This window comes from Roseateles sp. P5_D6 (assembly GCF_054049415.1).
The window spans coordinates 72,968-94,261 of the sequence record NZ_JBFUMK010000012.1; the positions used below are offsets into that span (position 1 = coordinate 72,968).

The window sequence follows — 21,294 nt, forward strand, 5'->3', positions numbered from 1 at the left end:
TAGGCGGGTGACTCAGGCGGCAGAGACGGAAAGCCAGGACGCGTCGGCCGGCGCCGCCCCCAGCGCGCGTGCCGTCAATGGCACGCGGTAAGCAAGACGGCGCGAGGCCGTCGGCGAAGAGACCAGGTCGTCGACGCTGCCGGGCGTGTTCAGCTGCGCCAGCACGTCGGCCAGGTCGGCAATCGCAGGCACCGGCGCCGGCGGCGAGGCCTGCGACCAGAACACGTCCAGCTCGACCGGCCATGAAAAGTCGTTGCGCGCCTCGGGCGGCGAGGACAGCGCGCGCCGCGCCGGCTCGGGATAGGGGAACATCACGGCCACGCGGCCCTGTTCGTCGGCCAGGCCCAGGCCGCAGCGCTGGCCTTCGATGCGGACGCCCAGCAGCGCCCAGGCGGCCGGCCGGCCGCTGGCGGTGTCGCGCATCTGCGCGTAGACGGCGGCCTGCGCATCCGGCACGCCGCGGCTCGGCGCCGAGAACAGCGGGATGCGCTGCAGCATCAGCTGTGGCGGTGAACCTGGCGTGCCCGGCAGCACAATGGGCTGCGGCGGCGAGAACCAGGGCGCGTTCCAGGTCAGCAGGCCGCGCACCGGCAGGTCGACGTCGATGGCCAGCGGCAGGAAGCGGCCATAGGGGTCGCGCACCTCGATGCGGCAGGCGCGCAGCGCCGCCTCGGCCGTGGCCCACAGCTGCTGCGGATCGGTGTCCGAGAACTCGAAGTCGCGCAGGCCCGGCACGCTGTGGCCAACGTAGACGCCGCTGAGGTTTGGGCTCATGGGCTTGCGCACGCGCGGGTTCGAGCGTGCGAACACCTCGACCTGCAGGCCGTCGATCAGCGACGTGCTGCGCGCGGCATCCCAGAAGCGCACGCCGATGGCGGCGTGGCGTGCCAGCACCTCGAGCGACCGCGCGGCGAGGCTCATGCCGTCACCCCGCGCATGTCGAAGCGCCGCGTCTGCACCGCCGCCCCGCCCTCAACGTGGACGTCGGAGTCGATGAAGGCCATGCGCAGCGTGTAGGTGGCCGAGGCCGGCAGGCGCGGCTGCAGCCGGTCCCACAGGGTCAGGTAGTCTGTCAGCGACAGCGGGTCGCACACCAGGTCGAGCGCCTCGTGGGGCGCGAAGGTGTCGGTCTCGCTGAGGTAGTGGTTCAGGTGGCCCGCCGACAGCGTGCCGGTGTCCTCCATCAGCCGCATCACCCAGCCGAGCATGCGGTGCTGCATCTCGGCGTCCTGCGCCCACGGCGTGACCATGTAGTGCAGGTCCAGCGGCAGCGACGGCCTGAAGTTGCGCCCGTCCGGCGAGCGGCGCATGGTGAGGTTGCGCACCGAGCCGTTGATCGCCACGCGGTACAGGCACACCGAGAAGCCGTCCTGCATCGGTGACTCGAAGTCACGCATCTGGTAGAGCTGCACCTCGAGGCCCGCGCCGAACTCGTCGCGCGGATAGTGGTCACGGATCAACCCGGCCAGCGCGGTGCTGGCGGCGGCGATGGCGCGGTGGTTGGCCATCTTGGCAATCAGCCCCGCGGGGCGTCGCCCAGCAGGTCGTCGAGCTGGGCGTCGCCGGCGATGCGCCGGTAGCGGCGGCGGCCATCGGCCGCGCGCAACTCCTCGACGACACCTTGTTCCTGCAACCAGCCGAGCACAGTCTGAAGCTGTTCCATCGTGATCTCCACTCCCGGGGCTAGCCACCAAAGACAGATGCCTTCGACCGTGTCCGAGGCATGCGGATTCGCGCGCAGGTATCTGGCCAACGCACGCACGGTCGCCGTGGGATCTGTCCCTTCAGCCATGTCTTGATGACGTTTGACGTTGCCTAACCCTGCAAGCGATGTGCCAGGTGTGCGGTCTCGCTCAAGCCCTTGATTTGGCTGGCACCTGGCCGCGCGGCCGCTCCCGGGGTGGCTGGTTTTGTCCTGCCCCGCAGCACAGCAAGCGCGGCCAGCCGACGCGCCGCGAGAGGGCAGACCGGTCAGGATGAATTTGTCCTGGCCCCGTGCTGGATTTGTCCTGACCGCAACGGCCCACGGCATGCCGCAGCCACCGCAGGCTGCGGTGGCCGTCGACAAGCCTTCGGGATGGGGTGGGTCAGGCGGCAGGAAGCCGGAAGCGCTGCGGCTGGATGCCGTGCTTTCGGATCAGCTCGAAGAAGGCACGCCTGTCCTTCTTGGCGGCCTGCGCGGCATGGGTGACGTTTCCGCCGTGGACGGTGAGCAACTGCTCGACATAGCCGCGCTCGAAGCTCTCGACCGCGCGCGTCTTCGCCGCGCGGAACGACTCGTCCTCGGCAGCCTGGGTCTCGCTGCCGGCGCGGCCGATGTCGATGTCTTCCGGCCCGAGCGTGGGCCCCTTGGACAGCAGCACGGCGCGCTCGATCACATGGCGCAACTCGCGCACATTGCCTGGCCAGTCGTGCATGGACAGCTTGTGCAAGGCGGCGGACGACAGCGTGCCCACCCCACGGTCGAACTCGCGCGCGAACTCGCGCAGGAAGTGCAGCGCCAGCACCGGGATGTCCTCACGCCGCTCGCGCAGCGCAGGGATGTTCACGTTGAGCACGTTCAACCGGAAGAACAGGTCCTGCCGGAAATGCGCACCCTGCATCAGCGCGTACAGGTCGGTATTGCTGGCCGCGATCACGCGCACATCGGCGTGCACCACCGAGCTCGAACCCACGGGGCGGTACTCGTGCTCCTGCAGGAACCGCAGCAGCTTGGCCTGCGCCGGCAGCGGCAGGGAGTCCACCTCGTCCAGGAACAAGGTGCCGCCCTCCGCCTGACGCACCAGGCCCGGGCTGGCCGCGTGGGCGGTCGTGTAGGCGCCCTTGGCATGGCCGAAGAGCTCGTTCTCGACCAGCTCCGTCGGCAGCGCGCCGCAGTTCAGCGCCACCCAGGGCCGCGAGGCGCGGGCCGACATGTAGTGCACGGCTCGCGCGCAGACCTCCTTGCCTGTGCCCGTCTCACCCGTGATCAGCACGTTGGCCTGGCAAGCGGCAATCACCGGCAGCTTGGCCGCAACCATTTCGCAGGATCGACTCACATAGACGAAGCCGCGGATGGCGTCCGGGCGCGGTGCGACGGCACCGGGTGCCGCGCCTGGCCCGAGATGCCCGGTAGCCCTGCGCAGGCGGACATCCAGCTCTGCGGCGCTGCATGGGAGCAGGATGAAATCGTGGGAACCCGCCTTGAGCAAGGCGGCCATGTCCACGGCTGCGTGCCTCTCGGCAGCACACAACAGCGCGCACGAGGGATGCCGCTGGTGCAGCCGGGTCACCTGCTCGGCCGCAGATTGCAGGTCGTGAGGGTCGATGACGAGAACAATGCCGACCAAACCCTTCAACCTGTCGTCAGCGTCGCTGGACGCGGCAACCTCTATGCCGTCCAGGCCGCTCATCATTGAAATGACCGTCTGCGCGTGCCCCTTCAGGCAGGAAGCAGCCACGACGGCCCACCTGCACGTTTCCATTCGAGCACCTCGATGTCAGCCGCGACGAGCAGTTCCACGTACAAGGGGCCGAAACGCCGTTGACTTAGGTCACCGAGGTCGGCTCAAGGGCACGCTAAAGCGCTTCAGGCTGCGTTGGCCAAGCGGGCTTGGACTTCGGCGCAACCTCAAGAGCGTTGGGGCGGTTTGAGTTTAAGAGGCATGAAACGAAGCTCCATACTTCAGCTTAGGGAAGCGGTTAACGATTCGGCCGGGTGGCGGCCCGGCGTCGAGGCGGCCCTTCGAAGCTGAGTTGCTGGGGATTCAGGAACAAGGCAATGCATGACTTGGCTGATGGCGTCGCGACCTCAGGTGCGCGGCGCCGTCGCCTGACTGGAGGCGTGGCATGGATGGATTCACGGGCGGCTGCCTGTGCGGCGACGTCCGTATCGTGGCCTGCGGGCAGCCGTACCGGGTGGGCCTTTGCCACTGCCTGGATTGCCGCGCCTACCACGGCGCACTGTTCCACGCCAGCGCGATATTCCCTCAGGACGCGGTGACTATCACCGGCGAGACCCGCGACTACGCCGGGCGCTTCTTCTGCCCACGCTGCGGCTCGTCCGTGTTCGGCTGCAGCGCCGACGAGATCGAGGTGAGCCTGGGCGCACTGGACGCCCCAGCCAGCTGCAGCCCACCTACGAACTCTGGACCGTTCGCCGCGAGTCGTGGCTGCCGCAGTTTCCTCTGGTGCGCCGGTACGCGCATGACCGTGACAGCACAAGCCGCCTTGAGCCCTAGCGCGAGGCGGCTCGGCCGCAGCCACTACGATGCCGCCCCTGGATCAAGTGGGGCGCGGACGATGGCGTGGATGGACTTCTGTGAGGGTGGCGCGTGGGCCTGAGGCTTCTTGTCGGTTTTGTCTGGCTGCTCAGCTGGCTGCCGTTTCGCGCCATCACGGGCCTGGGCTGGCTGATTGGCAACCTCGTCGCATCGATGCCGTCGTCACGCCGGCACATCGGTGAAGTCAACCTCAAGCTCGCGCTGCCGGACTGGACACCGGCAGCTCGCCGCCGCCTGCTGCGCCAGAATTTCGTCGCCATGGTGCAGATGCTGCTGGAGTACGGCTATGGCTGGTTCGCTTCGCGCGAGCGCCTGAAGCGCCTGGTCCGCATCGAAGGCCTTGAGAACCTGCGCGCGTTGGATGGCCGCAATGTCATCTTGATGATGCCCCACTTCACCGGCCTGGACCTGGCCGGCCTGCGGGTGTCGCTGGAGACGCCGCTGGTCAGCATCTACTCGGTTCAGAAGGACCCCTGGCTGGACGCGTTCTTTCGCGCCAAGCGGCTGCGTTTTGGCACCGGCATCATCTTTGCGCGCCAGCAGGGCACGCGGCCGACGCTGCGGGCGCTGAAGGAAGGCTATCGCCTCTACTACCTGCCCGACCAGGACTTTGGCCACCGCGACTCGGTCTTCGTGCCCTTCTTTGGCGTGCCGGCGGCCACCATCGGCGGGCTGTCGCGCATGGCCGCCGTGACCAAAGCGGCTGTGCTGCCCTGCTACCCGCGCCGCGAGGCGGATGGCTACACGCTCGTCATCGAGCCGGCGCTGGAAAATTTCCCGACCGACGATATCGTGGCGGACGCCACCCGCATGAATGCCGTCATCGAGGCTCAAGCGCGCCGACAATTGCACCAATACTTCTGGCTGCACAAGCGCTTCAAGTCACGGCCTCCCGGCGAGGCTGACTTCTACGCCAAATGACCCACGACATTCCCTATATCAAGCTGCTCATCGTGGCGGTCTTCATCGCGAGCACGATGTACGTGCATTTCCGCGGTCGCGTGCGCCTGCGCTTCTTCCGCCAGCTGATGGATCACTCCACCTTCATGGCGCCCATCAACTGCCTGATGTACCTGTTCTCCAGGCTGCCGGCCAAGCCTTATCTGCCGGTGGCCGGCTTCCCGGAGCTCAAGCTGCTGCAAGACCATTGGCAGGACATCCGCGCCGAAGCCTTCAAGCTGGCCGACGCGGGCGAGATCAAGAAGAGCGATAAGTACAACGACGCGGGCTTCAACAGCTTTTTCAAGACCGGCTGGACGCGCTTTCACCTGAAGTGGTATGGCGACGCGCATCCGTCGGCGCGCGAACTCTGCCCGGTGACGACCGGGCTGCTGCAGCGCATCCCGACCGTGAAGGCCGCCATGTTCGCGGCCTTGCCGCCGGGCGGGCGCCTCGTCACCCACCGCGATCCCTTCGCCGGCTCGGTGCGCTATCACCTCGGTCTCGTCACGCCCAATGCCGACAGCTGCTATATCTCGGTCGACGGCGAGCGCTATTCCTGGCGTGACGGCCAGGGCGTCATCTTCGACGAGACCTATCTGCACTACGCAGAGAACCAGTCGGACGTGATGCGCATCATCCTGTTCTGCGACGTCGAGCGGCCGCTCAACAACCCGGTGGCGCGCTGGTTCAACCATTTCATCAGCCACACGCTGATCCGCGCCGCAGCCGCCCCCAACTCGGACACCGACAAGACCGGCGGCATCAACCGGCTGTTTGCCTATGTGCAGCAGGTGCGCATGTTCGGCAAACGCATCAAGGCCAGGAGCCGCTTCGCCTACTACGGCTTGCAGTGGCTGATCTTTGGCGGCTTGTTCGTCTGGTGGCTGTTCTGAACCCATGCTCCGTCTGCGCCTGCTCGGTGGTTTTGAGATCGAGCGGGCCGGCCGCGTCGAGCTGACCCGCCTGCCCAGCCGCGCCAGCGTGCTGCTGCTGGCCCGCCTCGCGCTGGCGCCCAGGCGCCAGCATCCGCGCGAGGAACTTGTCGAGCTGCTGTGGCCGGGTGTCGAACTGGACGTCGGCCGCAACCGGCTGCGCCAGACCCTGTCCACGCTGCGTGCCCTGCTCGAAACCGACGAAGCGCCGCTCTTCAACGCCGACCGTCTGCAGCTCTCGCTGTTGCCCGGCGCGCTGGCTTCAGACGTGCATGACTTCGAGGCCACCCGTCTTGCTTCCCACTATGGCGGTGAGCTGCTGCCCGGCCATTTCGACGACTGGGTCGTCGCCGAGCGGCATCGGCTGGCGGCGCTGGCCGACGATCTGCCCCCGCAGCCGCAGCCGGTGCTCGAGTTCGTGCACGCTCCCGCCCTGCCCTCGTTCGCGACCAGCCTGCCGCGCTACCTGACGCGCTATTTCGCGCCGCCTGGCCGGCTCGAAGCGCTGGCCGTGCGGCTGCCCCAGCTGCGCCTGCTGACGCTCGTCGGCCCAGGCGGCGTGGGCAAGACCCGGCTCGCGGTGGAACTGGCCTGGCTGCAGTTCGGCGAGCACCACTGGAGCTGCGGCATGGCGGCCCTGGCCGAGGTGCGTGATGAGGCCGGCCTCGTGGCAGCGCTCGAGCGCGCCCTGACCGTCACGCGCGGCGGCGGCTGGCCGGCCATCGAGGCTGCGCTGCAAGACCCCGGCGGCCTTCGGTTGCTGGTGCTGGACAACGCCGAGCAGGCCCTCGGCGTCGTCGCCCAGGCCGTGCAGCGGCTGCTCGCGCAGGCGCCCACGCTGTGCCTGCTCGTCACGTCCCGGCATGCGCTGGAGGTGGACGGCGAAACCCTCGTCGATGTGGCACCGCTCGCAAGTGCTGAAAATTCGGCCCAGGACACCGCCCAGGCTCTCTTCATCGACCGCGCCCGCGCCGTGCGGGCCGACTTCCACGCCAGCCGCGACAACCAGGCCGCGCTGACCGAACTGATCCGCGAGCTTGAGGGACTGCCGCTGGCGCTGGAGCTGGCGGCCGCCCGCGTGCGCAGCTTTTCGCCGGCCCAGATGCTGGCGCAGTGGCGCGGCCTCGGCACGCAGGCCGCGCCACTGCCTGCCTGGCTCGCGAGCCCGACGCGAGCGCCCCGCCACGCCTCGGTGGCGGGCCTGCTGGACTGGAGCCTGGCCCTGCTCGGCCCCGAGCCGCGCGCCCTGCTGCAGCGCCTGGCCGCCCTGTCCGGTGCTTTCGCCTGGGCCGACGTCGAAGCCCTCGGCGGCACACCGGCACTGCTGAGTGAACTGGTCGGCCATTCCTTGCTGCAGGCCGGCGGCGACGCCGAGCCGCGCTACCGCATGCTGGAGCTGCTGCGCCGCGGCGTGCTGGCGCACCTGGACGCGGCCGAGCAGCGCCAAGCGCGCCGCAAGCTGCGCGCGGCGCTGTGCGACTGGGCGCTGGCGCTGGGCCTGCAGGCGCCCATCACGGCCTGGGCGCCACGGCGCGAGCAGGCTCGCGCCCTTGTGGCCAGCGCGGCGGACGACAGTGACGCGGCCACCGGCCTGCGCCTGGCGCTGGCCATGCGCCCCTGCTGGGAAAGCGACGGCGTGGACCGCACGCTGGTGGACCAGCTCGGCCTGCTGCTGCAACTCGCGCCCTGCTCCGCCGGCCATGAGCTGCGCGCGCAACTGGCTTTCACACATGGCGACCGCGCCCTCGCGCTGGCCGAGGCCGAGCGTGCGCTGCAACTGGCCGGCAGCGACCCCGTCGCCCGCGCACCGGCCCTGGTGCGCCGTGCCTGGGTACTGCTGGCCGGCGACAACCGCGAGCAGGGCCAGACCCGCCCGCTTGAAGAAGCCATCGGCCTGGCCCGGCGCGTCGGCGACGTGGCCACCGAGGCGCGTGCCTGGCAGCAGCTCGCGGCAATAGCCGTGTCGCGTGGCCAGCCCGCGCAGGCCGAGGCGCTGTACGCCCGCGCCCAGGAGCTGTGGGAGGCGGTCGGCCACTCGCGCCAGGCCGCCGCAAGGCTGCGCAACCGCGCCCAGTGCCTGATCGAGCTGGGCGACATCGCCACCGCGCTGGGCTGGATCACCGCCTGCCAGCGGCTGGCCGAGGCCGATGGCGACGGCGTGGGCCAACTCGACGCGGCCATCTCGCTCGCCATGGTCCACGAAGCCCGCCGCGACTGGCCGGCCATGCTCGCGGCGGCTCGCCAGGCCTTGCGCATCGCGCATGGGCGTCAGCATCTGCACGCGCGGGCCCTGACGCTGCAGCTCTTCCCTCGGCCGCTGGCACGGCTGCGCCACCCCGAGCAGGCGCTGCAGCTGGCGGCCTTTGCCGAGCAGTACTGGCAGCGCCATCTGGGCGCCCTGGGCTCGCGTGAAGCCCGCGCGCTGGCGCGTGTGCGCCGCCTGGCCGGCGCCCAACTCAGCCGTGACGGCGCCAAGCTGGCCTGGGCCTCCGGGCAAACCCTGAGCCTCGCAGAAGCCCTGGCCTTGGCTGGGGCGTGACGAACGGGCGGGCAAGCCACCCTTCGCTAGCATCGAAGGTTTTGGTCTTCCCAACACCCGCCTCCATGCATCGTCTGAACGCCGCCCCCGCCCTGCTGCTGGCCGCAGCCCTGGCCGCGAACGCACAAGAAGCGCCCAAGCCTGCCGCGCCGGCCGCGTCCGCGGTCTGGAATGTCAACACGCCGCCCGGCGTGGCCAAGACGGCCAACATCGACGTGAAGAGCGGCACCTGGATGAGCGTGGACGTCAGCCCCGACGGCAAGACGATCGTGTTCGACCTGCTGGGTGACCTGTACACGCTGCCGATCGGCGGCGGCGAGGCCAAGGCGCTGACCCACTCCATCGCGTGGGAACACCAGGCCCGCTTCTCGCCGGACGGCAAGCAGATCGCCTTCCTCAGCGACGCCGGCGGCGGCGACAACATCTGGGTCATGAACATAGACGGCAGCGGCGCCCGCGCCGTGACCAAGGAAGACTTCCGCCTGCTGAACAACCCTGTCTGGCACCCGAATGGCAAATACCTGCTGGCGCGCAAGCACTACACCGGCACGCGCAGCGCGGGCTCGGGCGAGATCTGGCTGTTCCACGTCGATGGCGACGCGGCCAAGAACAAGGGCGTGCAGCTCAACGAGAAGCCCAACTGGCAGAAGGACCTCGGCGAGCCGGCCATGTCGCCGGACGGCAAATACCTGTATTACTCGCAGGACACGACACCCGGAAAGACCTTCGAATACAACAAGGACAGCAATGGCGAGATCTACAAGATCTTCCGCCAGGACCTGGGCGACGGCTCGGTCGAGGCCTTCGTGCAAGGCCCTGGTGGCGCGGTGCGGCCCACGCCCTCGCCGGACGGCAAATACCTGGCCTTCGTGCGCCGCGTGCGCAACCAGAGCACGCTGTTCCTGAAGGACCTGACCACCGGCGTCGAGCGCCCTGCGTGGAGCGGCCTGTCGCGCGACCTGCAGGAGATCTGGGCGATGTGGGGCGTCTACCCCAGCTTCGCGTGGATGCCTGGCTCCAAGGAGATGGTCGTCTGGGCCGAGGGCAAGATCTGGCGCGTCGACCCCTTCAAGGGCACGGCTGCCGACATTCCCTTCCACGTGAAGGACACGCGCGAGCTGCGCGAGCCGATGCGCTTTGCGCAGGACGTCGCGCCCGCCAAATTCGCGGTGCACCAGTTGCGCGGTGCGCAGGTGTCGCCGGACGGCAAGCGCGTCGTCTACTCGGCGCTTGGGTCGCTGTACGTGAAGGACCTTCCCGACGGCGCACCGCGCCGGCTGACGAAGCAGGACGAGTCGTTCGAGTTCGCGCCGAACTGGGCGCGCGACGGCAAGTCCGTCGTCTACGCCACTTGGCGCGACGACACCCAGGGCAGCGTGCGCCGGCTGGACATCGCTTCGGGCAAGGAGACCTTGCTCGTCAAGGAGCCGGGCAAATACCTGGAGCCGCGCCTGTCGCCGGACGGCAAGCAGGTCGTCTACCGCAAGGTCAAGGGCGGCGGCCTGACCAGCCCTTGGCACGGCCTGGACACCGGCCTCTACCTGGCTGCGGCCGATGGCTCGGGCAAGCCCGAACGCATCAGCAAGGAAGGCAGTGGCGCGCAGTTCGGTGCGAAGAGCGACGAGCTCTTCTTCACCAAGACGAGCAGCACCAGCGAGGTCGAGCAGCGCTTTGCGCTGACGCGCCTGAACCTGCGCGACCGCAGTGAGACCGAGGTGGCGCGCAGCGACGCGGCGGCCGAGTACAGCGTGTCGCCCGACGGCCAGTGGCTGGGCTTCGTGGAGCGATACCACGCCTACGTAACGCCGCTGCCGAACGTGCAGGGCCAGTCCGGCAAGACCATCACCGTCGGCGCCAAGATGGACGCGCTGCCGGTGCGCCAGCTCGACGTGAACGCCGGCTCGGCGCTGCACTGGAGCGGCGACAGCAAGAAGCTGCATTTCACGCTGGGAGATGAGCTCTTCACCGCGAACGCCGAAGGGAAGGACAAGGCAACCAGCCAGAAGATCGGCTTCGAGCAGGCCAGCGACAAGCCCACGGGCAAGGTCGCACTGACCGGCGCCCGCATCGTGACGATGAAGGGTGATGAAGTCATTGAGGGCGGCACGGTCCTGGTCGACGGCAACCGCATCGTGGCGGTCGGCAAGGACGTCGCGATTCCCGCGGACGCCAAGCGCATCGACGCCAGCGGCAAGACCATCGTGCCCGGCTTCATCGATGCCCACTGGCATGGCTCCATGAACGACTCGGGTCTGATCCCGCAGCAGAGCTGGGTCAACCTCGCCTCGCTGGCCTTCGGCGTGACGACGCTGCACGACCCGTCCAACCTGAGCTCGGCCATCTTCACGCAGGCCGAGATGCAGCGCGCCGGCCTCGTGCTGGGCCCGCGCATCTACTCGACCGGCACCATCCTCTACGGTGCCCGCACGCCCTTCTATTCCAACGTCAACAGCCTGGACGACGCGCTGACCCATCTGAACCGCCAGAAGGCCGAAGGCGCCATCAGCGTCAAGAGCTACCAGCAGCCGCGCCGTGACCAGCGCCAGCAGGTGCTGGAAGCCGCACGCCAGACCGGCATGATGGTCGTTCCCGAGGGCGGCTCGCTGTTCCAGCTCAACATGAGCATGGTGGTCGACGGCCACACCACAGTCGAACACGCGCTGCCGGTGGCCGAGGTCTGGGACGACGTCAAGCAGCTGTGGAGCCAGACGGCAGTGGGCTACACGCCGACGCTGAACGTCGGCTACGGCGGCCTGGACGGCGAGCATTACTGGTATGCCCGGACCGACGTCTGGAAGCACCCGCTGCTGAGCCGCTATGTGCCGCGCACGGTGCTGGAGCCGCGCTCGGTCCGCCGCGAGACCGCGCCCGAAGAGGACTTCAACATCATCCGCGTGGCCCGCACCGCGACCGCGCTGTCACGCGCTGGCGTCAACACCTCCATCGGCGCCCACGGCCAGCGCGAAGGCCTGGGCACGCACTGGGAGATGTGGATGTTCGTCATGGGCGGCATGACGCCGCATGAAGCCCTGCGCACCGCCACCATCAACCCGGCGCGCAACTTCGGCTTCGAGAAGGATCTGGGTTCGCTGGAGCCCGGCAAGCTGGCCGACCTGGTCGTCATCAACGGCAACCCGCTGGCCGACATCCGTCAGTCGGACCGCATCGCCCAGGTCATGCAGAACGGCCGCCTGTTCGACGCAATGACGATGAACCAGGTCGCGCCCGTCGCCAAGGCGCGCAAGCCGCTGTTCTTCGAGGGCGCCGATGGCCAGACCATGCCCATCGACGCGGAGGCCCTGGAGTCGGGCCATATGGGCGACTAAGCCACGCGGCGCCGCCAGAGCAGGAAGGCGGCGCCCAGCCCGATGAGGAGGCCGGTGCCCGGTTCGGGCACCGGCGCTGCCTGCAGATAGTTGAATCCCGAGCCCGAGGTCAGCGTCACCTGGCTCTGCGGCACACCGTTGAGCGAAACCGTCATGCCGCCCCAGCGCAGCGTGTGCCCCAGGTCGAAAGCCGCCGTGGCCAAGGCGCCGCCCTGACCGTTGTATGCGGTCTGGGCCGACGCTTCCAGCTCCACATACAGGGGCAGCATCTGGCCGGTGTTGATGGTGGCCGTGCCGTGCAAAGTGCCGACAGGGTCACCCACATAGCCGTGGATGGCCAGCGTCGGGGAGTTGTTGTACAGATGCCCCCCAGCACCCAGGTCGAAGGCGCCACCACCCACGTCGGCGCGCACCTGCCAGTTCGCCGCAGCCTCATTGGACGCGCCGACACTGAAGCTGCCACTCAGCAGCAGATCGAACTGCACGACCACCTGGGTGCCCGCGGCAACCCCGGCCAGATCCAGCTTGAAATCGTCGCGGAAGATGGCCCGGGCCAGGCTGTTCAGGCTGCCCATAGAGGTGCCATCCATCTTCAGGGTGCCGGCCTGCGCGATGGCGTGGGCGGCGCCGCTGGAATTGAAGCCGCCGGTCACGAGGCCACTGCTCAATTCAGCGGTGCTGGGCTGGGTCAGCAAGGTATTCACCGGGCCGGTGCCGCCGAAGAAATTCGGGTTCACACCCAGCTGCACCGTGACACTGGTGACGGCTCCGGCGGGGGCCGCCAAGGAGGCAATCGCTAGGGCAAGCGCGGCGCGAATGGGCAACATGGCGGTCTCCTCATAAATGATGGCCGCGAGTCTGCCCCTAGCTGCTTGCGCGGACAGCCCCCTAGATGTGCATAGAATCCTCACTCGTCAGGAGAGCGCCCCGCTGAAGTTGGGGGCCGCCGAAGGCGCAGGGTCTAGCGATCCGAACGCTCAGGCAAAAGGACTGACAAACGTCTTGAGTGGGCGCCACCAGTGGCAGACACTCCCGACGTTCCTCACTGGAGAGAAGCCGGCCCTGGAGCCGGCTCACCGAAGGGGCAAGCTTGCGCGGGACTGCCAACCGCCTTGTCAATCTCTCAGGTACCCCGGACAGCGAGGACATCCAAACCCGAATTTCGTCGGAGCACTTGATGTCCTCTTTGCTGCAAACGCCCCTGCACGCCCTTCACGTCGAACTCGGCGCCAAGATGGTGCCCTTCGCCGGCTACGACATGCCGGTGCAATACCCCGCCGGCGTGATGGCCGAGCACAAGCACACGCGGGCCGCCGCCGGCCTGTTCGATGTGTCGCACATGGGCCAGGTGCGCCTGGTCGGCTCGGATGCCGCCGCTGCGCTCGAGACCCTGGTGCCGGTCGATATCGTCGACCTCGGCGTCTTCAAGCAGCGTTACGCCCTCTTCACGAACGACCAGGGTGGCCTGCTGGACGACCTGATGGTCTGCAAGCGCCCCGACGACCTGTTCGTCGTCGTCAACGCCGGCTGCAAGGAGCAGGACATTGCTCACATGCAAAAGCACATCGGCTCGCGCTGCGAGGTCATTCCCGTGCCTGAGCGCGCGCTGCTGGCGCTGCAAGGCCCGCTGGCCGTCGACGCGCTCAGCCGCCTGATTCCCGGTGTCGAAAAGCTGACCTTCATGACCGGCGGCTTCTTCTATGTCGACGGCATTGACTTCTTCCTGACCCGCTCGGGCTACACCGGCGAGGATGGCTTCGAAATCTCGGTCCACCAGGATCACGCGATCGCCTTCGCCCGCAAGCTGCTGGCGCAACCCGAGGTCAAGCCCATCGGCCTGGGCGCGCGCGACTCGCTGCGCCTGGAAGCCGGTCTGTGCCTGTACGGCCACGACATCAACGAGACGACCACGCCGGTCGAAGCGGCCATCACCTGGGCCATCCAGAAGGTGCGCCGCGCCGGTGGTGCTCGTGCCGGTGGCTATCCGGGCGCTGCTGTCATCGACGAACAACTCGCCAACGGCGCGGCCCGCAAGCGCGTCGGCCTGGTCGGCAAGGAGCGCATGCCCGTGCGCGAGGGCGCCAAGATCGTCACTCTAGAGGGCACCGAGATCGGCGTCGTCACCAGCGGCACACTCGGCCCCACGGTCAACCAGCCGGTAGCACTCGCCTATCTCGACAAGGCGCATACCGCCGCTGGCACCGAAGTCTTCGCCATCGTGCGCGACAAGCGCACGCCCATGGTTGTTTCCGCCACCCCCTTCACCCCCAACCGCTACTACCGCGGCTAAACCTCTCGGAGCCTGAACGATGAGCATCAAGTACACCCCCGATCACGAATGGCTTGACGTCCACGGCGACGGCACGGCGACGGTCGGCATCACCGTGCACGCGCAGGACGCGCTGGGCGACGTGGTCTTCGTGGACCTGCCCGAAGTCGGCAAGACCTATGCCGAAAAGGAAGTCGCCGGCGTCGTCGAGTCCGTCAAGGCCGCGGCCGACGTCTACATGCCCGTGGACGGCGAAGTCGTCGAAGTCAACGAAGCCCTGCGCGACGACCCGGCCCTGGCCAACACCGACCCGCTCAAGGCCGGCTGGTTCTTCAAGGTCAAGCTGAGCAACCCCAGCCAGCTCGATGCCCTGATGGACTCGACCGCCTACGACGCCCTGTTGAAGACCCTGTAAATCCTCGAAGCAAGACCCGCCATGCCGACGCCGCTTTCTCAACTCGAAGACGCCTCCGAATTCCACGCCCGCCACATCGGGCCGGATGCCGTCGATGAATCCCTGATGTGCGCCGCCGTCGGCGTGGCCAGCCGGACCGCGCTGATCGACGCGGTCGTGCCGAAATCCATCCGCCGCTCGCAGGGCATGAAGCTGCCCGCGCCCATCACCGAGGCCGGCGCGCTGGCCGAGCTGAAGCTCATCGCCGGCAAGAACAAGGTCTACAAGAGCTTCATCGGCCAGGGCTACTACGGCACCCACACGCCGGGCGTCATCCTGCGCAACATCCTCGAGAACCCCGCCTGGTACACGGCCTACACGCCMTACCAGGCCGAGATCTCGCAGGGCCGCATGGAAGCCATCCTGAACTTCCAGACGATGGTGACCGACCTCACCGGCATGGACATCGCCAACGGCTCCATGCTGGACGAGGCCACCTCGGCCGCAGAAGCCGTCACGCTGGCCAAGCGCGGCGTGAAGAGCAAGAGCAACACGCTGATCGTTGCTGGTGACGTGCACCCGCAGACCATCGAAGTCATCCAGACGCGTTGCGCGCCGTTGGGTATCGACGTGAAGGTCGGCATGGCGCCCGCGCTGATGGCCGAGAACGACTATTTCGCCGTCGTCTGCCAGTACCCCAGCACCACCGGTCTCATTCATGACCTGAAGGCCTTCGCCGACCAGGCCCATGCCAAGCAGGCCGCCTTCATCGTCTGCACCGATTTGCTCGCGCTGACGTTGCTGGTCTCGCCTGGCGAGTTCGGCGCCGACATCGTTGCCGGCAACAGCCAGCGCTTCGGCATGCCCATGGGCGCCGGCGGCCCGCACGCCGCCTTCCTGGCTTGCAAGGACGAATTCAAGCGCTCCATGCCGGGTCGCTTGGTCGGCGTCAGCAAGGACGCGCAAGGCCACCCGGCCATGCGCCTGGCGCTGCAGACCCGCGAGCAACACATCCGCCGCGAGAAGGCCACCTCCAACATCTGCACGGCGCAAGTGCTGCCGGCCGTCGTGGCCAGCATGTACGCGGTCTATCACGGCCCGCAAGGCCTCAAGCGCATCGCCGAACGCGTGGCCAGCTACACGGCCATCCTGCACGCCGGCCTGACGCGCATGGGCGCCAAGGTCGTCACGCCGCATGTGTTCGACACGCTGCTGGTCGAGTGCGATCCCGCCCCGGTCATGGCCAAGGCCGTGGCCGCGCAAGCCAACCTGCGCAAGATCAGCGACAAGCACGTCAGCATCGCGCTGGACGAGACGACGACGCGCGCCGACATCGAGGCGATCTGGAGCTGGTTCGCACCCGCTGGTGCGGCCGTGCCGACCGTCGCCGAGTTCGCCGCCGGCGTCGACAGCCTGATCCCGACGCAGTTGCGCCGCAGCAGCGCCTACCTGACCCACCCGGTCTTCAACACCCACCACAGTGAAACCGAGATGCTGCGCTACATCCGCAGCCTGTCGGACAAGGACCTGGCGCTGGACCGCAGCATGATCCCGCTGGGCTCCTGCACGATGAAGCTCAACGCCACGGCCGAGATGATCCCCATCACCTGGCCGGAGTTCGCGGGCGTGCACCCCTTCGCGCCGCAAGACCAACTGGCCGGCTACACCGAGCTGGACCAGCTGCTGCAGAACTGGCTGACCGAGTGCACCGGCTATGCCGGCATCAGCCTGCAGCCCAATGCCGGCTCGCAGGGCGAGTACGCCGGCCTCTTGGCCATCAAGGCCTGGCATGAGTCGCGTGGCGACCACCAGCGCAACGTCTGCCTGATCCCCGAATCCGCACACGGCACCAACCCGGCGTCGGCCCAGATGGTGGGCATGCAGGTCGTCGTCACCAAGTGCGACAAGGAAGGCAATATCGACCTGGTCGACCTGAAGGCCAAGTGCGAACAGCACGCCGCCAAGCTGGCCGCCATCATGATCACCTACCCCTCCACGTATGGCGTGTTCGACACGCACGTGAAGGAAATCTGCGCGATGGTGAAGACCCACGGCGGCCGCGTCTACGTGGACGGCGCCAACATGAATGCGCTGGTTGGCGTGGCGGCACCCGGCGAGTTCGGCGGTGACGTGTCCCACCTGAACCTGCACAAGACCTTCTGCATCCCGCACGGCGGTGGCGGCCCGGGCGTCGGCCCGGTCTGCGTCGTCGACGACCTCGTGCCCTTCCTGCCGGCGCACCGCACGGCGGGCCTGGGCAAGGCCACCAACATCGGCGCCGTGAGTGCGGCCCCTCTGGGCAACGCGGCTGTACTGCCGATCTCGTGGATGTACATCCGCATGATGGGTGCCGAGGGCCTGAAGAAGGCCACCGAGGTGGCCATCCTGTCCGCCAACTACGTCGCGGCCCGCCTGTCGGACCACTACGACATCCACTTCAGCGGCAACATCGACGGCGTCAAGGGCGGCGGCGTGGCCCACGAGTGCATCCTGGACCTGCGTCCGCTGAAGGACAGCTCCGGCGTCASCGCMGARGACGTGGCCAAGCGCCTSATSGACTACGGCTTCCAYGCGCCSACRYTGAGCTTCCCYGTGGCCGGCACSCTGATGGTCGAGCCGACCGAGAGCGAGTCCCGCGCCGAGCTGGACCGTTTCATCGACGCGATGATCCAGATCCGCCAGGAGATCGCCGACGTCGAGTCCGGCAAGGTCAGCCGCGAGGACAACCCGCTGGTCAATGCGCCGCACACCTCGATGGTCGTCAGCGCGACGGAATGGGCTCATGGCTACAGCCGTGAAGCGGCGGCGTTCCCGCTGCCCAGCCTGCGCCGCCAGAAATACTGGTCGCCTGTGGGGCGTGTGGACAACGTGTGGGGCGACCGCAACCTGTTCTGCAGCTGCGTGCCGTTGAGCGAATACGAAGAAGCCTGAAGCTCAAGCCATGCAAGTTCGCTGGTATCGGAAAACAGGCCCGCAAGTCATAGCGGGCTTTGCGATCCTGATGCTGGCGGCTCTCGCATGGTCCGCCTGGGTGCCCACGCTCGCGCAGCGTTGCGCATCCGGCTGTGAAGCACAGGGCATGAAGGGCCAGATCGTGGCCAAGTACACCGCCACTCAGACGGCTGGCAGCGGTGGTCGCAGTCCCGAAGAGTGCAAATGCGTTTGAGTCCGCGAGGTCACTGAGCCATGGCTGTTTCTGTTTTCGACCTCTTCAAGACCAGCCTCGGCCCGAGCAGCTCGCAGATGGACCGGCTGTTCGACCTGCTCGACAAGGTGGCGCACCGGTGCTCGACGACACTCAAGTCCCGGTTCTAGCCCTCGTGCGCCAGCTGCACCCGATCACGCCCAGCCGCCTTGGCGGCATAGAGGGCCGTATCGGCGGTCTGCACCAACAGCTCGGGGCGACGATCTGCGCCGGGCACTTCGGCTGCCAACCCGATGCTGGCCGTGACATGACCCGTGGGGCTGGCCGGGTGCGGCAGCGCCCGCGCGCGCAACGCGGCGACGATGCGCTCGCCCAGCGCCTGCATCTGCATGGCACTAGCGCCGGGCACGATGAAGGCGAACTCCTCGCCGCCATAGCGAGCCACCAGCTCGCCGCTGCGCCGGCCGATGGTGTCGGCCAGCACGGCCGCGATCTGGCGCAGGCAGTCGTCGCCAGCGACATGGCCCATCCGGTCGTTGTAGGCCTTGAACAGGTCGGCGTCGAGCAGCCCCAGGCCGAGCGGCTGGCCGGCCCGCTGGGCGCGCGCCCATTCAGCGGCCAACACCGCGTCGAAATGCCGGCGGTTGGCCAGCCCGGTCAGGCCGTCGGTCTGGCTCATCAGCTCGAGCTGCCGGTTGGCGGCCTCCAGCGCCGCGGTGCGCTCCAGCACGCGCGCCTCCAGCACGCGTTCGCTGTCGGTCAATGCCTGCACGCGGGCCTGCTCGGCCTGCAGCGCGCGCGCCTGGGCCTGCTCCTTGTCGGCACGCATGCGCGCGTAGCGGTCGGCCAGTGCCAGCGACAGCAGCAGCAGGTCGACCGCCGAGCCGGCCTGGGTGCCGGCGCTGGTGATCAGGTTGCTGGGCAGCACGCCCAGGTTGCGCATATGGCCCAGCAGCACGGCCACCAGCAGCACGCTGAAGGCCACGACGAAGAAGTAGGCACTGCGCTGGCGCTGCAACGTGCCGGTGATGCCGCAGGCCAGCAGCAGCGCGGCCGTCGTGGCGCTGCAGACGGCCCAGAACGGCGCCGTCTGCGCGAACCAGCCCATCAGCAACGGGATGAGCAGCACATTCAGCGCGATCAGCGCACGCAGCCCGAGGTCCAGCCGCGGCATGGTCTGTGGCGTGCGCAGCATGCGGCGCGAGAACATCATCAGCGCGATAGCCGCCACCGAGCCGGGCACGTTGACGCCGCGCTGCTGCCAGAAGGGGGCATCCGGCCAAAGGAAGTTGGTGCCGATGCCGGTGAAGCAAGCCAGCGACGCCGCGATGCTGCCGGCGAACAGCACGTACCAACCGAACGACGCGTCGCGCAGCAGCAGGAAGATCACCAGGTTGTAGAGGCCCACGGCCAGCGCCAGCCCGAAGTACAGCATCTGCACGGCCAGCCGGCGCTGGTCGAAGTGCGGAAAGACATCGGCGCGCCACAGTCGGGCCGGCACGATCAGCGAATTCGCGGACGCCACCCGCAGCACCAGCGTCCGGGTCTCGCCCGGGGCCAGCGTGACCGCCACGGCGAAGTTGCCGCCCGGCCAGCGCCGCTGGGCAAAGGGGCGCTGGTAGCCGAGCTCATGCCTGATGGCGGTGCCGTCCGGCGCGAGCAGGATCACGTCGAGGTATTGCAGCAGCGGATAGCTGATGTCCAGCATGGCCTGCACCGGCTGGCTGCCGCCGTTGCGCAGCGGCAGGCGCAGCCAGACCGCGGCCCCGGTGTAGCCGAACGACACGGCCTCGCCGCCGGCCGTGCTGGGCTGCCAGTCGCCACGGGCTGCGGCCGCCAGATCCAGCTTGCGGTCCGGGTCCTGCAACAGCTCCCAGTGCGGCCCCAGCGCCAGCCCATCGGCCGGCAGGGCCTGCAGGTCGACACCACCCGCCCAGGCGACGCCCGACAGCAGCCACAACATCCCCGCCACCCACCACCGCCAGGCTTGCTGGCGCCCACCCAAACACCTCTTCAGCATGGGGCGGGAGTGTAGGCAGCGCCCGCACCCGCTTCGCTGAAAGGCTTCCACTCATTGCCCGAAAGGCCTCCCATGGCAGTCTCCGTCTTCGACCTCTTCAAGATCGGCATCGGCCCGAGCAGCTCGCACACGGTCGGGCCGATGCGCGCGGCGCGGCTTTTCGGCCTGCGGCTGCAACACGACGGCCTGCTCGACCAGGTGGCGCGCGTGCAGGTCATCCTGTACGGCAGCCTGGGCGCCACCGGCAAGGGCCACGGCAGCGACAAGGCGGTGCTGCTGGGCCTGGCCGGGCATGAGCCTGACACAGTGGACATCGAGGCCATCCCGGCCTTGATGGACACCATCCGCGCAGGCGACTTGAACCTGCTCGGCCAGCACCAGGTCGCCTTCGACGAAGCCAAGGACCTGGTCTTCAAGCGCCGCGAGACGCTGCCCTTCCACGCCAACGGCATGCGCTGCATCGCCTTCGACGCGGATGGCAACGAAATCGCCAACCGCGTCTACTACTCCGTCGGCGGCGGTTTTGTCGTCAGCGACGAGGTGGCGGCCGACGGCAGCAAGCAGAAGGTCATCGCGCCAGACACCACCGTGCTGCCCTACCCCTTCAAGTCCGGCGACGAGCTGCTGGAGCTGACCAAGCGCCACGGCATCTCCATCGCCGAGCTGATGCGCCGCAACGAATGCCATTGGCGCACCGAGGCCGAGATCGACGCCGGCCTGATGAAGATCTGGGGCGTCATGCAGGCCTGCGTCACGCGCGGCTGCAAGACCGAGGGCATCCTGCCCGGCGGCTTCAAGGTCAAGCGCCGCGCGGCGCAGTTGCATCGCGACCTGACGGCCAACCCCGAGGCCGCGCTGCGCGACCCACTGCAGGTGATGGACTGGGTCAACCTCTACGCGCTGGCGGTCAACGAAGAGAACGCAGCCGGTGGCCGCGTCGTCACGGCGCCTACCAACGGCGCCGCCGGCATCGTGCCCGCGGTGCTGCACTACTACACGCGCTTCGTCCACCACGCCACTGAACGCGGGGTCGTCGACTTCCTGCTGACCGCCGCAGCCATCGGCATCCTCTACAAGGAAAACGCCTCCATCAGCGGTGCCGAGGTCGGCTGCCAGGGCGAGGTGGGCGTGGCCTGCTCGATGGCCGCCGGCGCCTTGTGCGCCGTCATGGGCGGCACGCCGGAGCAGGTCGAGAACGCCGCCGAGATCGGCATGGAGCACCACCTGGGCCTGACCTGCGATCCGGTCGGCGGCCTGGTGCAGATTCCCTGCATTGAGCGCAACGCGATCGCGTCGGTCAAGGCCATCAACGCGGCGCGCATGGCGCTGCGCGGCGACGGTACCCACTTCGTCAGCCTGGACAAGGTCATCAAGACCATGCGCGACACCGGCGCCGACATGATGACCAAGTACAAGGAAACGGCCCGCGGCGGCCTGGCGGTCAATATCGTCGAGTGCTGACGCG

17 protein-coding genes and 2 riboswitches are annotated in these 21,294 nt (G+C 68.2%); of the genes, 11 read left to right on the forward strand and 6 right to left on the reverse strand.

Features of this window, described 5'->3' with window-relative positions:
- Window positions 1-12: 12 nt before the first annotated feature.
- From ACXJKM_RS17405 to ACXJKM_RS17420, 4 genes are all read right to left on the reverse strand, one after another.
- Window positions 13-921 carry a hypothetical protein gene (locus ACXJKM_RS17405; RefSeq protein WP_457353992.1) on the reverse strand — a complete coding sequence of 303 codons (909 nt, stop codon included), beginning with the start codon at window positions 919-921 and terminating at the stop codon, window positions 13-15.
- Complete coding sequence (locus tag ACXJKM_RS17410; RefSeq protein WP_457353994.1) at window positions 918-1,508, reverse strand: DUF4255 domain-containing protein; 591 nt, start codon at window positions 1,506-1,508, stop codon at window positions 918-920. Before ACXJKM_RS17410 ends, ACXJKM_RS17405 begins: the two co-directional genes overlap by 4 nt.
- Before the next feature lie 8 nt (window positions 1,509-1,516).
- A complete protein-coding gene (locus ACXJKM_RS17415; protein WP_457353996.1) occupies window positions 1,517-1,663 on the reverse strand; it encodes a hypothetical protein in 147 nt (48 codons plus the stop codon).
- A 424-nt stretch (window positions 1,664-2,087) separates the two neighbouring features.
- Window positions 2,088-3,464, reverse strand: a complete 1,377-nt coding sequence (locus ACXJKM_RS17420) for a sigma-54 dependent transcriptional regulator (RefSeq protein ID WP_457353998.1) — start codon at window positions 3,462-3,464, stop codon at window positions 2,088-2,090.
- Window positions 3,465-3,828: 364 nt separating this feature from the next.
- On the opposite strand from ACXJKM_RS17420, the gene ACXJKM_RS17425 reads away from it, so the two are divergent.
- From ACXJKM_RS17425 to ACXJKM_RS17445, 5 genes are all read left to right on the forward strand, one after another.
- Window positions 3,829-4,323, forward strand: a complete 495-nt coding sequence (locus tag ACXJKM_RS17425) for a GFA family protein (RefSeq protein ID WP_457354000.1) — start codon at window positions 3,829-3,831, stop codon at window positions 4,321-4,323.
- Entirely contained in the window at window positions 4,314-5,183 is an 870-nt protein-coding gene (locus ACXJKM_RS17430; protein ID WP_056197013.1) for a lysophospholipid acyltransferase family protein, read from the forward strand. Before ACXJKM_RS17425 ends, ACXJKM_RS17430 begins: the two co-directional genes overlap by 10 nt.
- Window positions 5,180-6,097, forward strand: coding sequence for an aspartyl/asparaginyl beta-hydroxylase domain-containing protein (locus tag ACXJKM_RS17435; protein ID WP_235531965.1), 918 nt, complete (start codon window positions 5,180-5,182; stop codon window positions 6,095-6,097). The genes ACXJKM_RS17430 and ACXJKM_RS17435 overlap by 4 nt, the downstream gene beginning before the upstream one ends.
- Window positions 6,098-6,101: 4 nt before the next feature.
- Window positions 6,102-8,675: an ATP-binding protein gene (locus ACXJKM_RS17440; RefSeq protein ID WP_457354002.1), complete on the forward strand. Its 2,574-nt coding sequence runs from the start codon at window positions 6,102-6,104 to the stop codon at window positions 8,673-8,675.
- 65 nt (window positions 8,676-8,740) lie between these two features.
- Window positions 8,741-12,001, forward strand: a complete 3,261-nt coding sequence (locus ACXJKM_RS17445; RefSeq protein ID WP_457354004.1) for an amidohydrolase family protein — start codon at window positions 8,741-8,743, stop codon at window positions 11,999-12,001.
- Here ACXJKM_RS17445 and ACXJKM_RS17450 read toward each other — a convergent pair.
- A complete protein-coding gene (locus ACXJKM_RS17450; protein WP_457354006.1) occupies window positions 11,998-12,828 on the reverse strand; it encodes a PEP-CTERM sorting domain-containing protein in 831 nt (276 codons plus the stop codon). The genes ACXJKM_RS17445 and ACXJKM_RS17450 overlap by 4 nt on opposite strands.
- A 78-nt stretch (window positions 12,829-12,906) precedes the next feature.
- Window positions 12,907-13,004, forward strand: a riboswitch (glycine riboswitch).
- Window positions 13,005-13,036: 32 nt separating this feature from the next.
- A riboswitch (glycine riboswitch) is annotated at window positions 13,037-13,151 on the forward strand.
- 27 nt (window positions 13,152-13,178) lie between these two features.
- Between ACXJKM_RS17450 and gcvT the strand changes: the two genes are divergently transcribed.
- Genes gcvT through ACXJKM_RS17475 form a run of 5 tightly spaced genes read left to right on the forward strand, consistent with a single transcriptional unit; the run spans window position 13,179 to window position 17,979 of the window.
- The gene (gene gcvT, locus ACXJKM_RS17455) at window positions 13,179-14,291 is read left to right on the forward strand and encodes a glycine cleavage system aminomethyltransferase GcvT (protein ID WP_457354008.1); all 1,113 of its coding nucleotides are present in this window, start codon (window positions 13,179-13,181) and stop codon (window positions 14,289-14,291) included.
- Between the two features lie 19 nt (window positions 14,292-14,310).
- The gene (gene gcvH, locus ACXJKM_RS17460; protein WP_056197006.1) at window positions 14,311-14,685 is read left to right on the forward strand and encodes a glycine cleavage system protein GcvH; all 375 of its coding nucleotides are present in this window, start codon (window positions 14,311-14,313) and stop codon (window positions 14,683-14,685) included.
- Window positions 14,686-14,706: 21 nt separating this feature from the next.
- The gene (gene gcvP / locus ACXJKM_RS17465; protein ID WP_457354010.1) at window positions 14,707-17,595 is read left to right on the forward strand and encodes an aminomethyl-transferring glycine dehydrogenase; all 2,889 of its coding nucleotides are present in this window, start codon (window positions 14,707-14,709) and stop codon (window positions 17,593-17,595) included.
- Window positions 17,596-17,605: 10 nt separating this feature from the next.
- Window positions 17,606-17,830 carry a hypothetical protein gene (locus tag ACXJKM_RS17470; protein ID WP_457354011.1) on the forward strand — a complete coding sequence of 75 codons (225 nt, stop codon included), beginning with the start codon at window positions 17,606-17,608 and terminating at the stop codon, window positions 17,828-17,830.
- 20 nt (window positions 17,831-17,850) lie between these two features.
- Window positions 17,851-17,979 carry a hypothetical protein gene (locus ACXJKM_RS17475; protein ID WP_457354013.1) on the forward strand — a complete coding sequence of 43 codons (129 nt, stop codon included), beginning with the start codon at window positions 17,851-17,853 and terminating at the stop codon, window positions 17,977-17,979.
- Here ACXJKM_RS17475 and ACXJKM_RS17480 read toward each other — a convergent pair.
- The gene (locus ACXJKM_RS17480; protein WP_457354015.1) at window positions 17,976-19,829 is read right to left on the reverse strand and encodes a sensor domain-containing diguanylate cyclase; all 1,854 of its coding nucleotides are present in this window, start codon (window positions 19,827-19,829) and stop codon (window positions 17,976-17,978) included. The two genes, ACXJKM_RS17475 and ACXJKM_RS17480, sit on opposite strands and share 4 nt — an antisense overlap.
- 72 nt (window positions 19,830-19,901) lie before the next feature.
- Between ACXJKM_RS17480 and ACXJKM_RS17485 the strand changes: the two genes are divergently transcribed.
- Window positions 19,902-21,290 (forward strand): L-serine ammonia-lyase, encoded by a 1,389-nt coding sequence (locus tag ACXJKM_RS17485; protein ID WP_457354017.1) that lies wholly within the window; start codon window positions 19,902-19,904, stop codon window positions 21,288-21,290.
- The last annotated feature ends 4 nt before the right edge of the window (window positions 21,291-21,294 follow it).

Excerpts from the sequence above, each read along its gene's own strand:
- ACXJKM_RS17415 (WP_457353996.1), bottom strand. The coding sequence starts at position 1,663 with ATGGAACAGCTTCAGACTGTGCTCGGCTGGTTGCAGGAACAAGGTGTC.
- ACXJKM_RS17475 (WP_457354013.1), top strand. The coding sequence starts at position 17,851 with ATGGCTGTTTCTGTTTTCGACCTCTTCAAGACCAGCCTCGGCCCGAGC.
- ACXJKM_RS17480 (WP_457354015.1), bottom strand. The coding sequence starts at position 19,829 with ATGCTGAAGAGGTGTTTGGGTGGGCGCCAGCAAGCCTGGCGGTGGTGG.
- ACXJKM_RS17470 (WP_457354011.1), top strand. The coding sequence starts at position 17,606 with ATGCAAGTTCGCTGGTATCGGAAAACAGGCCCGCAAGTCATAGCGGGC.
- ACXJKM_RS17405 (WP_457353992.1), bottom strand. The coding sequence starts at position 921 with ATGAGCCTCGCCGCGCGGTCGCTCGAGGTGCTGGCACGCCACGCCGCC.
- ACXJKM_RS17440 (WP_457354002.1), top strand. The coding sequence starts at position 6,102 with ATGCTCCGTCTGCGCCTGCTCGGTGGTTTTGAGATCGAGCGGGCCGGC.
- ACXJKM_RS17445 (WP_457354004.1), top strand. The coding sequence starts at position 8,741 with ATGCATCGTCTGAACGCCGCCCCCGCCCTGCTGCTGGCCGCAGCCCTG.
- ACXJKM_RS17420 (WP_457353998.1), bottom strand. The coding sequence starts at position 3,464 with ATGGAAACGTGCAGGTGGGCCGTCGTGGCTGCTTCCTGCCTGAAGGGG.
- ACXJKM_RS17485 (WP_457354017.1), top strand. The coding sequence starts at position 19,902 with ATGGCAGTCTCCGTCTTCGACCTCTTCAAGATCGGCATCGGCCCGAGC.
- ACXJKM_RS17435 (WP_235531965.1), top strand. The coding sequence starts at position 5,180 with ATGACCCACGACATTCCCTATATCAAGCTGCTCATCGTGGCGGTCTTC.
- gcvH (WP_056197006.1), top strand. The coding sequence starts at position 14,311 with ATGAGCATCAAGTACACCCCCGATCACGAATGGCTTGACGTCCACGGC.
- ACXJKM_RS17425 (WP_457354000.1), top strand. The coding sequence starts at position 3,829 with ATGGATGGATTCACGGGCGGCTGCCTGTGCGGCGACGTCCGTATCGTG.
- ACXJKM_RS17450 (WP_457354006.1), bottom strand. The coding sequence starts at position 12,828 with ATGTTGCCCATTCGCGCCGCGCTTGCCCTAGCGATTGCCTCCTTGGCG.
- ACXJKM_RS17410 (WP_457353994.1), bottom strand. The coding sequence starts at position 1,508 with ATGGCCAACCACCGCGCCATCGCCGCCGCCAGCACCGCGCTGGCCGGG.
- gcvT (WP_457354008.1), top strand. The coding sequence starts at position 13,179 with ATGTCCTCTTTGCTGCAAACGCCCCTGCACGCCCTTCACGTCGAACTC.